The organism is Streptomyces sp. NPDC058464 (assembly GCF_042721035.1).
GTDB lineage: Bacteria > Actinomycetota > Actinomycetes > Streptomycetales > Streptomycetaceae > Streptomyces.
This window is the reverse complement of record NZ_JBHXMA010000036.1, coordinates 56,728-70,340: the sequence shown is the minus strand read 5'-3', so window position 1 is coordinate 70,340 and position 13,613 is coordinate 56,728. Positions and strand designations below refer to the sequence as shown.

The following is a 13,613-nucleotide window of genomic DNA, read 5'->3' as shown; positions in this document are numbered from 1 at the left end:
GGGGAGGTGCGGGTGGCTACCACGTCCCCAGGGTGAGGACGTGGTCTTCTCCGGCGACGAGGTCGAGCGGCCGACGGCCGGAGGAAGTCCACAGGTCGATGCGGAGCGACCGGTGTGGTCTGAGGACGGCTCGCGCGCCGTCGGGGGTCCAGGAGAGGTCGAGTCCGGCGCCGAAGCGGGTGCGGATGCCGCGGAGCCGGCCTGTTCGCAGGCCGGGCGGCGGCGCCGGAAGCAGGACCAGGCGGTCCGGGGTCGACTGGACGAGGGCCTCGATGAGCACCGCGGGCAGGGTGTGCGCGGCGTCGGCGTTGTAGACGTCGCGGTCCGGGTAGTGGGCGCTCATCAGGGAGGAGTGGAAGAAGTCGCCGTCCAGGACCCGGTCGAGGGCGGCGCCGACCCGCTCGCCGTCCCGCAGGCGGGCCGCGACGAGCGCGTGGTGCAGGTGTCCGTGCGCCGAGTCGTTCTCGGCTCCGCGCAGTTCGAGCGCGCGGTGGGCGGCGGCGGCGAGTTCCGGGGTGTCGTACGGGGTGATCTCGTCCAGCGGCCAGACGCCGTAGAGGTGGCTGAGGTGGCGGTGGTCGTAGCTGTCGTCGAGGCCGGGCCGGGCCCATTCGGCGAGCGCGCCGTCGGCGTTGGTGCGGTGCGGGGGCAGCCGGTCGGCGAGGGCGCGCCAGCGGTCGGCGTCCGGCCCCGGGTGGTAGTCGGCCGCGGTGCGCAGGGCGTGCCGGGCGGCGGAGAGGTCCATCGCCGCGTTGACGGCACCCCAACTGGCGTTCGCGGGCCGGTTCTCCGGCGAGTAGGAGGGGACGATCACGACGTGGCCGTCCGCGTCGGTCCGGGTGAGGAAGTCCTCGTAGAACCGGGCGACTTCGGCCAGCACCGCCGCCGTGCGCGGATCGCGCTCGCCGCGGATCTCGTCGTGGTCGACGAGCGGCTTGAGCAGCCAGTCGGCGCCGGCCGTCCACAGGTGAAGGGGGTATTCCCGGCTGAAGTGGTAGGCCAGCCCGGACTCGCCGTCGCTGTGCGCGGGCGCGACCACGCCCCGGGCGCCGAACACCGCGCGGGCGTTCTCCCGCCAGTCGCCGAGCTGGCGCTGGATCAGTGCGGCGCAGGCCTCGGTGACTTCGGGAAGGGCGGCGGCCGCGGCCGAGGCCGTCTGGAGGTTGACGTTGGCGTCGTTGGTGAAGGCGCCGGACCAGGCGGTGTCCCAGTCACCGGTCCACAGTCCGGTCAGGCGGGGCGGGTTGAGGCCGGAGGCGGAGAGCAGGTGATAGCGGCCGGCGGCGAAGAGCCGTTCCAGAAGGGCTGCCTCGGCCGATCTCTTGAGCAACTCGGAGCCTGGCAGCGCTCGTTCGGCCGGGTCGGCGGCCAGGTCGAGGGCGACGCGGGTGTAGGCGGTGCGGTGCGGGCCGAGGTGGCGGGCGAGCAGCGCGTCGTACGACGGCCGGTCGGCGAGCAGGTCGCCCAGTTCGCGGGCCTCGGCGGTCACGTCGAGTTCGCCGGTGTGGCGGCGGACGCGGGTGAGGAGGAGGACGGACTCGGCGCCGGTGACGCGGACGCCCGGCGGGACGAGTTCGGTGGTACCGCCGGTGACGGCGACGAGGGTGACGCCGGTGTAGGCGCGGTCGCTGCCGGGGTAGCGGGCGCGGAGGCTGAGCAGGGCGCCCTCGGGGGTGCGCAGCGCGCCGTGGCCGACGCCCAGGCCGGGCGGGGCGCCGGGGAGCCGGTGGTCGAGGGCGATGTCGAGGTCGGATGTGCCGGTGACCTGCTGCACGATCACGTCGTCCGCGCGGGAGACGAAGACCCTGCTGGTCCGGTCGGCGGTGGTGGCGGTGACCTCGCCGGAGGTGAAGTCGACGAGGCGGCGGTAGCCGTCCGGACGGCCGTGCGGCCTGCGCAGCCGGATCTGGAAGGCGGGGTGGAAAGGCTGGACCCACTGGAGCGGGCGGCCGTCGGTGAAACCCTCGGCGGCGCCCGGCTCCCCGGCGAGCAACCTGTCCTGCACGCCCGCGAGTTCGGCCGCCAGGTGCGGCGGGCGGGCGTGTTCGCCGCCGTTCGGGCGGACGAGGGTGTGGTGGGTGACGATGACACGGTCGTCGTTCGGATCGCCGAACACGAGGGCGCCGTGGCGGCCGTTGCCGCTCAGGAAGGCGTCCTCCCAGCGGGCGGCCGGCGCTGGCTCCCAGGTGCCGTGGACGGGACCGGTGGCTTCTTCGGTCGTGCCGGTGACGGTCATGGCTTGAGCACCGCCACGCCGTAGCGGCCGAGGACGGTCTCGCCGGTGACGGTCTTACCGGTCAGCAGATCTCGATGCGTTCCCATGAGGGAGATCTTCACCTCATCACGCCCGTGGTTGAACAGGAACAGCAGCTCGCCCCGACGGACCGCCTCGACGCCCGCGGGCAGGCCGTCGAGCACCGGGGGCACCCCCGCGTCCGCCGCGATCCGGCCGAGCAGTTCGCGCAGCGCCTCCGGCTCCGGGAGCGTGGAGACGTACCAGGCGCGCCCGTTGCGCAGCACGGCCGGCAGCCCGTCGAGTTCGCCGCCCCGGTACGGCACGGTCTCGGAGACCGCGGGCGCGGCCTCGATCTCCTCCGACCAGAGGGTTCCGCGGAAGCCCTCGCAGGCGACGGTCTCCCCCGCGTCCAGCGGCCACCACTCGTGCAGGACGCGGATGCCGAACAGCTCGCGCAGCCGGGCGTCCATGCCGCCGGGGCGGATCCGGTCGTCCTCGTCGGCGATGCCGGTCAGGAAGCCGCTGACCAGGGTGCCGCCGCCGCGGACGTAGGCGAGGAGGTTGCCGATCGCGGAGTCGGTGAGGAGGTAGAGCTGCGGGACGACGACCACCTTGTAGGAGGACAGGTCGTGTTCGGGGTGGGCGAAGTCGGTGGTGAGGTGCGACTCCCACAGGGCCCGGTGCCAGGCGTGCAGGACGTCGGGGAGGTCCACCTCGGTGGAGAGCCGGCCCTCGTGGGCGCCGGCCCACCAGGAGTGCCAGTCGTGGAGGATCGCGATGTCGGCACCGACGTGACGTTCGGTCACCTCGGCACCGATGGCGGCGAGTTCGGAGCCGAGCCGCTTGACCTCCTGGTAGGTACGGCCCTCCTCCCCCGCGTGGCTGACCATCCCGGAGTGGAACTTCTCCGCGCCCTGCCTCGACTGCCGCCACTGGAAGTAGCAGACGGCGTCCGCGCCCCGGGCCACGGCCTGGAGGGACCACTGGCGGTTGAGGCCGCGGGGCTTGGGGTGGTTCACCCCGCGCCAGTTGACCGGCCCGGCGGCCTGCTCCATGAGCATCCAGGGGCCGCGCGCCTGGGAGCGGGTGAGGTCGTGGACGAGCGCGCCGTGCTGGGCGCCCAGGGGGTCCCGCGGGTCGGGGTAGAGGTCGACGGAGACGACGTCCTCCTCGGCGGCCCAGCGCCAGGCGTCCTGGCCGATCCAGAGCGGCATGAAGTTCGTGGTCACCGGGATGTGCGGGGTGTGCCGGGCGACGATGTCCCGTTCGGCCGTGTAGCACTCCAGGAGCATGTCGGAGGTGAAGCGGCGGAAGTCCAGCACCTGGGTGGGGTTCTTCAGGTAGTGGGCGTGGCGCGGGGGCAGGATGCCGTCCCAGGTGTCGTAGCCCTGGCTCCAGAAGGCCGTGCCCCAGGCCGAGTTGAGGGCGTCGAGGGTGCCGTAGCGGTCGCGCAGCCAGCGGCGGAAGGCGGTGGCTGCCTCGTCGCCGTAGTCGAAGGTGCAGTACTCGTTGTTGATGTGCCAGAGGGTGAGGGCCGGGTGTCCGGCGTAGCGGGCGGCGAGGTCCTCGGTGACGGCGGCGGCGTACCGGCGGTAGGTGGCGCTGGAGTGCGAGAAGTGCTGGCGGCCGCCCCACCACTCGGTGCGCCCGTCGGCGTCCCGGGGCAGGGTGTCCGGGTGCAGCCGCCCCAGCCACGGCGGCGGTGCCGCGGTGGGGGTGGCGAGGACGACGCCGATGCCGTGGTCGTGCATGAGGTCCATCAGCCGGTCCAGCCAGCCGAAGTCCCGCTCCCCCGGCCGCGGTTCGAGCCGCGCCCAGGAGAAGACGCCCATGGTCACGGAGTTGACGCCGGCGGCCGTCATCAGCCGGACGTCCTCCTGCCAGGTCTCCTCGGGCCACTGCTCGGGGTTGTAGTCGCCGCCGAAGAGGATCCGGCCGCGGGTGGCGTCGGAGAGGCCCGGCGGCTTTCGTCCGGCGGTCATCGGACGGGGTCCCCGTACTGGATGCCGCGTCCGTTGGTGGCCAGGTAGACCCGGCCGTGGACGCGCGGGTCGCCGGTGACGGCCTGCCCGATCCAGCCCCACTGGTGTCGGTCGTCGTTGATGCGGACCCAGGTGCCGGCCTCGTCGTCGGAGCGGTAGACGGCCGTGATGGACTCCGTGGAGCCGACGAGGTAGACCGCCGGGTAGCCGGCGCCGTCGGCCGCCTTGCCGAAACCGAGGGTGTAGGCGGCCCAGCAACTGGCGACCCTGGTGAAGGTGGCGCCGCCGTCGGTGGACCGGTACAGCCCGTTCCACTTGACGCTCAGCCACAGGTCACCGGACCTGCCCGGGGCCGCGACCAGCTGGAACTGACTGTCTCCCGCGGGCAGCCCGGTCGCACGCGCCGTGAAGGTACGGCCACTGTCGGTGCTGGCTTGTAGCGTTCCCGTATCGGTGTCGTACGCGTAGAAGAGCGTCGGGTCGGCCGGGTCGGCGACCGGCGTGGCGCCCTTCGGGAAGGAGGAGATCTCGGTCCAGGTGGCGCCGTTGTCGTCCGACCGGTGGGCGGGGTACCTGGTCCCGTCCCAGTGCACGAAGGACCACAGCAGCACGCTGCCGTCGGCGTTGGCGGCGATCGGCCCCGGTGCGTCGTGGGCGAGGGAGGGCTGGGCGGCGAAGGGCGCCCAGGTCCGGCCCCCGTCGTCCGAGAAGGCGCCGTTGCCGTTATCGCCCCAGCCGGTGCGGACCACGTACTCCGGCCTGCCCGCAGCCTGCGCGAGCCCCGTCGCCGACCCGAACACGGGGTTCGAGGCCATACCGCTGGACGGAGACGCCGTGAGCCGCTCGTGGTACATCACGCCGATGTCGCCGAGCCCGCTGATCAGATGCGCCTTCCCGACCGGGGGCGAGATCAGCTGGCGCACGGCCGTCTCCTCCAGACCCCGGATCCGCGGGGCCCAGTGGACGAGGTCACGGGTGCCGTAGAGGGTGGCGCCGGTGCCGTAGACGATGTGCCGCGAGTCGTACGGGTCCACGGCCACGGCCTGGATCCACCAGCCGAACTTGGGCTGGTCCGCACCCCACTTCAGGAAGGGGGTCTCCGACACGTCGAAGACGGCGGAGTCCTTGAGGGACGTCCAGGTGCGGCCGCCGTCGGTGGTCCGGTAGAGGGTGTCCACGGCCGTCCACCGGTTGTTCGTGGAGACGACGACGGTGCCGGGCCGGCGGGCGTCGACGGCGACCCCGCCGTAGCCGAAGGTGTCGCCGCCGCCGGGCACGGCCGGGGTGACGTCCGTCCACCGCCCGGTGGCCACGGCGAGCTTGTGCACGCTGCCGTCCGCCTGACCGTTGGGGCCGGGAGCGTCGGCGTAGGTCACGTACAGCTCGCGGGCGTGACGGTCGTAGGCGGCGCGGACCGGGATCCTGGCGGAGGTGCCGGTGGGCCGGCCGGGAACGGCCTCCCAGACGGTGCCGTCGGTGGTGCGGTAGAGATTGACGGCACTCGCGCCGCCGTCCCCGTCCGCCCAGCCGGCGTAGACGGCACGGCCGACGGCGACAAGGAGGCTGACGCCCTGGCCGGAGGCGGACGGGGTGGCCGGGAAGCCGGGGGCTGCCGCCCAGGTGGCCCCGCGGTCGGTCGACCTGAGGAGTCCGTCGTGCCGGGTACCCAGCCACAGGGTGTCGCTGTCCCGGGGGTCGACGATGAGGCGCTCGCCCATGCCGCGGCCGTCCTCGTTGGCGCCGAGTTTGACGCTGAGGTCGGTACGGGTCCAGGTGGCGCCGCGGTCCTCCGAGCGCAGGACCGCGCCGTTGCCGGCCCAGGACTGGGCGTAGGTGCCGAGGGCGAGGTAGAGCCGGTCGGGGTGGGCGGGGTCGACGGCGAGGGCCTCCACGCCGAGGAGGTTCCAGTCGTCCCAGCCGAGGTGGTCGGTGAGGGGGGTCCAGCGGGCGGTGCGGGCGTCCCAGCGGTAGGCGCCGCCGATGTCGGTGCGGGCGTAGGCGAGGCCGGGGGTGGTGGGGTGGAAGAGGACACCGGTGACGAAGCCGGTGCCGCCGATCACTGCGTTGCGCCAGCGGTATGCGTGCACCTGCGGCTGGGGCTCGGCCGCGTGGGCGGTGGCGGTGAGCGTCGGGAGAGCGGTGAGGGCGGTTGTTGCTGCCGTACCGGCGAGAACGGTTCTGCGGCTCAGGGTGGGCATGGGGAACCTTCGGTGGGCGTGGGTTTGGTGGGTGGGCCGGGGTGGGGGCTGGGGGGTGTCGCTCACCGGCGCTGGCCGGGTGCCGCCTGCGCCCACCCGTGCCGCCCTGGGGGCACCTCCCAGGCCCTTAAGGCACTGGGGGAGGCACGACTGCCCGCAGGCTGGGTCGGCTCACAAGGCGCCCGCGGCTGAGGCGCCCCTTCAGGGGCGCGGGGAACTGCGCGAGCAACCCCCACCGCACCCGCAGTCGCCGACGCTCGGCCGCCGCCCCTTTCAGAGGGCGACGGTCACCCCTTCACCGCCCCGGTCAGCATTCCCTTCTTGAAATGCTTCTGGACGAACGGCGAAAGCACCGCCACCGGCAGCAGCGCCATCACCATCACCGCCATCTGCACGGCGAGCCCGGACAGTTCGCCCGTCTTGATGGACTGCGCGAGTCCCACCGGGGCCTGCTGCTTCTGGACCAGCTGGATCATGACGTTCTGCAGCGGCATCTTGTTCTGGTCGTTGAGGTACAGGGACGCGTTGAACCACGCGCTCCAGTACCCGACCGCGTAGAAGAGGGTGATGACCGCGAGGACCGCCCGGGAGAGCGGCATGACGATCTGCCACAGGATCCGGAAGTCGCCGGCGCCGTCGATGCGCGCGCTGTCGGTCAGTTCCGGCGAGATGCCCATGAAGAACCCGCGCAGGACGAGGATGTTGAAGACGCTCACCGCGCTCGGGAGGATCAGGGCGAGATAGCTGTCGGTGAGGCCCAGGGACTGGACCAGCAGGTAGGTCGGGATCAGGCCGGCGCTGAAGAACATCGTCGCCATCAGCAGCATCAGGAACCAGCGGTGGCCGAGCGACCCGATGCGCGAGAGGCCGTACGCGCACAGGACCGACACGGTCATCGAGAACACCGTGCCGACGAGGGTGATCAGGATGCTGATGACCGTGGCCCGGGTGACCTGACCGCCGCTCAGCAACTCCCTGTAGGCGACGAAGGTGATGCCCTTGGGGATCATCACCAGGCCGCCGGCCTCGTCGATGGTCCTGCGGGAGGACAGGCTGGTGACGACCACGATCCAGAGCGGGAAGAGCACGCCGAGGCAGGCCAGGGTCAGGACCAGGCCCTTGCCGGCGACGCCTGCCCTGCTCGGTTCCTCCTCCCACACGGGGCGGGGCGGTGCGGCCCACCGGGACGGCGGCCGCTCCCGCAGCGGCGGTTTGTCGACGACGGCGGTCATTTCTTGTACACCCCCTGCTCGCCCATGAGATGGGCCACCTTGTTCGCGGCGAGGACCAGTCCGAGGCTGACCACGCCCTTGATGAGGCCCGCGGCGGCCGCGTAGCCGAAGTCCTGGTTGCGGACGCCGTTCCACCACACGAAGGTGTCGAGGACCTCCGAGGCCCCTGGTCCGACGGCGTCGCGTTGGAGGAGGATCTGTTCGAAGCCGACGGTCAGGGCGTCGCCGACACGGAGGACCAGCAGCAGGGCGATCACCGGGCGCAGGGCGGGGAGCGTGACGTGCCAGATGCGGCGCCAGCGGCCCGCGCCGTCCATGGCGGCGGCCTCGTAGAGGTCGGGGCTCACCGACGCCAGCGCCGCCAGGAAGACGATGATCCCCCAGCCCGCGTCCTTCCAGACGCCCTCCGCCGTGACCAGGAACTTGAAGGTCGACGGGTCGGTCATGATGTCGAGGCCGTCGTAGCCGTGCTGCCGCAGCAGCTGCGACAGCAGGCCCGCGCCGCCGAAGATCTGCTGGAAGACGGAGATGACCAGCACCCAGGAGAAGAAGTGCGGGAGGTACAGGACCGCCTGGGCGATCGCCCGCACCCGGGGCCGGAGCACGCTGTTGATGAGCAGCGCGAGGGCGATCGGGATCGGGAAGAACAGCACGAGTTGCAGGAAGAACAGCACCAGGGTGTTCTTCACCGCGTTCCAGAACGCGGAGTCCGCGAAGATCTGCTGGAAGTTCTCCAGACCCACCCATGCGCTGTGCAGCATGGAGACGATGCCGTTGTCGCTGACGTACGGGTCGTAGTCCTGGAAGGCGACGATGTTGCCGAGGATCGGCAGGTAGTTGAAGACCAGGAGCAGCAGGACCGCCGGCAGGGTCATCAGGATCAGGGCGCGGTCGCGTCTGAATCTGAGGCGCAGGCCGAGCTTCCCGGTCTCCGCCCTCCTCCCGGTTCCGGTGGCGCCGCCGGACGCCACCGGGGTCCTGCCCGTACCGTCGTCGTCTGCCTCGGCCCTGCTGCGAGGCACCGTGCTGTGGGACACGGCCGTTCTCCTTGCCTCAGTGCCCGGTCAGCTCGCCGAACCGTTGTCGTCGAGCAGCTTCTGGTACCAGTCGCGCAGCTTGTCGCCGCCCTTGCTCTTCCATTCGGCGACGGCCTGCTGCATGTCGCTGATCTTCTTGCGGCCGCGCGTGATGTCGTCCTCGAGGGTCTCGAAGTCGTCCATGAGGTTGGTGTAGCGGGACGGCTCGGTGATCATCTGGCCGAAGAAGCTGGACTTCCTGGTGAAGCCGCCCATCCGCTGCTGCCACTCCACCTGGGCCTTGGCGACGTCGGGGAAGTCGGGGTGGGCGATGGTGGCGGCGGGGCTCGCGATCATGACGTAGGCGTTGATGACCTCGTTGTTGCCCCGGGTGGTCTTGGTGGGCACGCCGTTCTTGACGGTGTAGTGGGTGCCCTCCACGCCGTAGTTGGTGGCCATGTACTCCTTGGTGCCGTACGGCGCGGCGGTGGTGTTGGCGACGGCCAGCACGTCGTGGATGACGGACTCGGAGGCCTTCTTGTTGACGAAGGCGAAGATGCCGGCCGGCTGTTCGGCCCAGACCTGCGGGTTCCCGCCGTCGTGTCCGTAGACGTCCATGCCCCAGATCTTGAAGTCCGGGTTCTGGGTGGCCTGTTCGGCGGTGCGGCTCCACCACTGGCTGATGTCCTGGGCGTAGATGAGGAACTCGCCGGCCGCGAACTTGGGGCCCGGGTCGGGGGCGTTCTTGCCCAGCTTGGCGTCGGGGTGCACGACCCCGGCGGCGAAGAGCTTGCGGGTCCACTCCAGTGCTTCGAGGTACTCGTCGGTCTCGATGCGGTTGATCAGCTTGCCGTCGACGAGGTTCCAGCCGAGCGGCTTCTCGCTGCCGGAGAGGACGCCGAACATCTGCCAGGCGGTCCACTTCATGTCCATGCACGCCCAGCGCTTGGCCTTGGCGTTGGTGATCTCCTTGGCCAGGGAGAGGAACTCGGCCGCCGAGCGCGGGACCTCGTAGCCCTCCTTGTCGAAGACGTCCTTGCGGTAGAGGGGCACGATGTTGGTGACGTAGGAGGACGGCATGGGCAGCCCGCGCAGCTTGCCGCCGAAGATGCAGCGCCGCCAGGCGTCGGTCGGGACGGCGGCGAGGTTCGGGTAGTCCTTGACCTTGTCGCCCGACAGGTACGGGCCGAGGTCGGCGAACTTGCTGATGATGGCGGTGGGTATCTTGCCGCCCATGTTCCAGTTCGGGATGACGACGACGTCCGGTACGTCGCTGGAGGCGAGGACCGCGCCCAGCTTCTGGTCGTAGGTGTTGCCGTCCTGGTTCTGCCACTCGACGTCGACGCCGATCATGTCGTTCATCGCGTTGTAGTAGGGGTTGTCCTGCTTGGGCGGGGAGCCCCAGAACGGCGACATGACGGTGACCTTGCCGCCCTTGCCGAGCTTCTTCGGGACCGAGGTCTTCAGGGTCGCCAGGTCGAGCTTGCCGGTGAAGCCGATCGCCGAGCCGTTCTTCGACGGGATGTCCGGGGTCACCACGTTGTTGGCGACGTAGGCCGGCAGCAGCTTCTGCGCGCCCTTGCCGGACGAGGAGCCCCCTCCCGAACCGCTGTCCGACGCCCCGCAGGCGGCGAGCAGCGGCATCCCGCCCGCCACCGCTGCGGTGGCGACTGCCGTGGAGGCGAGGAAAGTTCTCCGGCTCGGCCCGGAGGGGGCGGAAGCGGCGTTCGGCGTCATTGCGTCAACCCTTCATGGCGCACCAGGACACCCGGCGGTGGCCGTCGGCTGCGGTGTCTCGAGTGGAACTGGCTGAGCGGAAGCGGCCCTCCGACCTGCGACCCATGTCGCGTGCCCCTGGGGCGGACCGGATAGTCGAAGCGCTTCGATGTTGCTGCGAGGTTAAGTGAACACCCGGGGGTGCACAAGGGTCGCTCCCAAGATTCCTCCGAGGTATCCCGGGTGACCTGTCCGTATGCGCCACTTGAAATATCGCCGACCATCCCTTGACACCCACCCCTGGGCCGAATGAGCATCGAAGCGCTTCGAAAGGGCCTGGACGCTCCATCGCAAGGGGAACCGCACGTGACCGCAAAAACGCCGCCCGCGCCGCCTTTCCGCGATCCGCACCTGCCGCTCGCGAAGCGCATCGACGATCTGCTGGCGCGGCTCACCCTGGACGAGAAGGTCTCCTTCCTGCACCAGTTCGCGCCCGCCGTGCAGCGCCTCGGCATCGCCGCCTTCCGCACCGGCCAGGAGGCCCTGCACGGGGTGGCCTGGATGGGCCCGGCGACGGTGTTCCCGCAGGCGGTGGGGCTCGGCGCGACCTGGAACACCGATCTCGTACGACGGGTCGGGGAGGCCGTGTCGAAGGAGGTCCGGGCGATGCGCGCCCGCGACGACCGGGTCGGCCTCAACGTCTGGGCCCCGACGGTCAACCTGCTGCGCCACCCGCTCTGGGGCCGCAACGAGGAGGGCTACTCGGAGGACCCGAAGCTCACCTCCGCCATCGCCACCGCCTACACCCGCGGCCTGCGCGGCGACCACCCGGTGTACTGGCGCACGGCGCCCGTCCTGAAGCACTGGCTGGCCCACAACAACGAGACGGACCGGGCGACTTCCTCCTCCTCGGTCCGCCCGCGGGTGCTGCACGAGTACGACCTGCGCGCCTTCAGGGAGACCGTGGAGGCCGGTGCGGTGGCCGGGGTGATGCCCGCGTACAACCTGGTCAACGGCCGCCCCAACCACGTCTCCCCGTACCTGCGCGAGCAGTTGCGCAGCTGGACCGACGAGGACCTGCTGGTCTGCTCGGACGCCGGCGCGCCCAGCAACCTGGTCGACCACGAGCACTACTTCGCCACCCACGAGGAGGCCACGGCGGCCGCCCTGCTCGCCGGTGTCGACAGCTTCACCGACCACGGCACGGACAGCTCGCAGATCGTCGCGCGGGTCCAGGGGGCGCTGGCGCAGGGCCTGTTGACGGAACCCGACATCGACACGGCCGTGCGCCGCCAGCTCTCGGTCCGCTTCCGCCTCGGCGAGTTCGACCCGCACGAGGACCCGCATCCGGGCACGGCCGCGTTCGACACCCCGGCGCACCGCGCCCTCGCCCAGGAGGCGGCCGAGCAGGCGGTCGTGCTCCTCAAGAACGACGGCGACCTGCTGCCGCTCGCACCCGACACCCGGATCGCCGTGGTCGGCCTGCTCGCCGACGAGTGCAAACTCGACTGGTACAGCGGCACCCTGATCCACCGCTCCACTCCGCTGGAGGGCCTGTACGAGCGGTTCGGCGCGGAGCGCGTGGAGTTCGCGGAGGGGGTGGACCGGGTCCGGCTGCGGCTCGCGGACGGCACCTTCCTGCACGTGCCGACCGCCCCCGAGGCGGCCGACGAGGTGCGCGGTGCCGAGGGGGCCCTGGACCCGGCGCTGCTCGCGGGCCGCACCGACCTCCCGCCGCTGACCGCCGACGCCACCGGCACCGAGTTCGCGCTGGCCGACTGGGGCGAGGGCGTCCTCACCCTGCGGGCCCCGGACGGACGGTACCTCTCCGTCGCCGAGGACGGCTTCGTCCGCGCCGCAGCCGACCAGCCCGGCGGCTGGGTCGTCCAGGAGACGTTCCGCCTGGAACCCCACGAGAACGGTCACCTCCTCCGGCACCTCGGCACGGGTCGCCACGTCTCTGTCGCCGCCGACGGGGTGAAGGTTGCCGCCGAAAACGCTTCGATCTTCGAGTTGATCATCGTCGAACGCGGTACGGACGCCGTCACCAGGGTCGCCGCCGCGGCCGACGCGGTCCTGGTGGTCGCGGGCAACGACCCGCACGTCAACGGCCGCGAGACCGAGGACCGTACGACCCTGGCCCTGCCCCCGCACCAGGAGCGCCTGCTGCGTGCCGCCCGCGCCGCGAACCCGCACACGGTGCTGGCGCTGGTGTCGTCGTACCCGTACGCCGTGGACGCGGCCCGGCTGCCCGCCGTGCTCTGGACGGCGCACGGCGGCCAGGCGGCCGGCACCGCCCTCGCCCGTGTACTGGCCGGGGACGTCTCCCCCGCGGGCCGGCTCCCGCAGACCTGGTACGCGGCCGACACCGACCTTCCCGACCTGCTCGACTACGACGTGCTCGGCGCCCGCCAGACCTACCTCTACTTCGAGGGCACCCCCCTCTTCCCGTTCGGCCACGGCCTGTCCTACGCGTCCTTCTCCTACGCGGACCTGACTACCGAGGTGGCGGACGGAACGCTCCGGGTCTCCTGCACGGTCGCCAACACGGGCGACGTGACCGCGGACGAGGTGGCCCAGCTCTACACCCGGGCCGTCGAACCGTCGTCGGTACGCCCGCGCCGCGAACTCCTCGCCCACCGCAGGCTCACCCTGCGCCCCGGCGAGCGGACCGGCGTGACCTTCGAAGTCCCCCTCTCCGCCTTCGAGTTCTGGGACGTGGCACGCGGCGGACGGCGCCTGGAGGGCGGTGCGTACGAGGTGCTGGCCGGCGCGTCCAGCGAGGACGTCCGGCTCCGTACGACCGTGGTCCTGGACGGCGAGCCCCCGGCATCCCGGCCCGCCGTCGAACACGGCCTGGCGGCGGCGGACTTCGACGAGCAGTCGGGCATCGCGATCGTGGACCGCACGAGGACGGAGGGCGACGCGGTCACCCCAGAGGGCGACGGCCCGGGTGAACTCGTCTACCGGGACTGCGACTTCGGCGCCGGGACCACGGAGGTGACCGTGCGGGTGGCGGGCCACGGCACGCTGGAACTCAGCCTCGACGGCGGCCCGTTGCTGGCCGTGCTGACGCTCGCCGAGCCGACGCCGGATCCGTACACGTACACCTCGCTCACCGCCGGCGTCGTCGCCGAGGGCGTCCACGACGTCCTCATCAGGCTGCGCGGCCCGTTGCGGCTCGCGCACGTCGGCTTCTCCGGTTGAGGGTCCGGGGAGGCCGGCACGGAGAA

General features: G+C 71.6%; 7 protein-coding genes. 1 reads left to right on the top strand and 6 read right to left on the bottom strand.

The window, feature by feature from the left end; genetic code table 11:
* Positions 1–16: 16 nt before the first annotated feature.
* The 6 genes from ACFWPQ_RS37585 to ACFWPQ_RS37560 form a co-directional block, all read right to left on the bottom strand.
* A complete protein-coding gene (locus ACFWPQ_RS37585) occupies positions 17–2,236 on the bottom strand; it encodes a glycoside hydrolase N-terminal domain-containing protein (protein ID WP_384045180.1) in 2,220 nt (739 codons plus the stop codon).
* Positions 2,233–4,218 (bottom strand): beta-galactosidase, encoded by a 1,986-nt coding sequence (locus ACFWPQ_RS37580; protein WP_384045178.1) that lies wholly within the window; start codon positions 4,216–4,218, stop codon positions 2,233–2,235. The genes ACFWPQ_RS37585 and ACFWPQ_RS37580 overlap by 4 nt, the downstream gene beginning before the upstream one ends.
* Positions 4,215–6,416: a 1,4-beta-glucanase gene (locus ACFWPQ_RS37575; protein WP_384045175.1), complete on the bottom strand. Its 2,202-nt coding sequence runs from the start codon at positions 6,414–6,416 to the stop codon at positions 4,215–4,217. Before ACFWPQ_RS37575 ends, ACFWPQ_RS37580 begins: the two co-directional genes overlap by 4 nt.
* Before the next feature lie 287 nt (positions 6,417–6,703).
* Positions 6,704–7,648, bottom strand: a complete 945-nt coding sequence (locus ACFWPQ_RS37570) for a carbohydrate ABC transporter permease (protein ID WP_361289351.1) — start codon at positions 7,646–7,648, stop codon at positions 6,704–6,706.
* Positions 7,645–8,685, bottom strand: a complete 1,041-nt coding sequence (locus tag ACFWPQ_RS37565; RefSeq protein ID WP_384045171.1) for an ABC transporter permease — start codon at positions 8,683–8,685, stop codon at positions 7,645–7,647. The genes ACFWPQ_RS37570 and ACFWPQ_RS37565 overlap by 4 nt, the downstream gene beginning before the upstream one ends.
* Before the next feature lie 27 nt (positions 8,686–8,712).
* Entirely contained in the window at positions 8,713–10,401 is a 1,689-nt protein-coding gene (locus tag ACFWPQ_RS37560) for an extracellular solute-binding protein (protein WP_384045168.1), read from the bottom strand.
* A gap of 345 nt (positions 10,402–10,746) precedes the next feature.
* On the opposite strand from ACFWPQ_RS37560, the gene ACFWPQ_RS37555 reads away from it, so the two are divergent.
* Entirely contained in the window at positions 10,747–13,587 is a 2,841-nt protein-coding gene (locus tag ACFWPQ_RS37555; protein WP_384045165.1) for a glycoside hydrolase family 3 C-terminal domain-containing protein, read from the top strand.
* Positions 13,588–13,613 lie beyond the last annotated feature (26 nt).

Bases quoted from the DNA above. Each gene is read 5' to 3' on its own strand.
- ACFWPQ_RS37585 (WP_384045180.1), bottom strand. From the start codon at position 2,236: ATGACCGTCACCGGCACGACCGAAGAAGCCACCGGTCCCGTCCACGGC.
- ACFWPQ_RS37580 (WP_384045178.1), bottom strand. From the start codon at position 4,218: ATGACCGCCGGACGAAAGCCGCCGGGCCTCTCCGACGCCACCCGCGGC.
- ACFWPQ_RS37575 (WP_384045175.1), bottom strand. From the start codon at position 6,416: ATGCCCACCCTGAGCCGCAGAACCGTTCTCGCCGGTACGGCAGCAACA.
- ACFWPQ_RS37570 (WP_361289351.1), bottom strand. From the start codon at position 7,648: ATGACCGCCGTCGTCGACAAACCGCCGCTGCGGGAGCGGCCGCCGTCC.
- ACFWPQ_RS37560 (WP_384045168.1), bottom strand. From the start codon at position 10,401: ATGACGCCGAACGCCGCTTCCGCCCCCTCCGGGCCGAGCCGGAGAACT.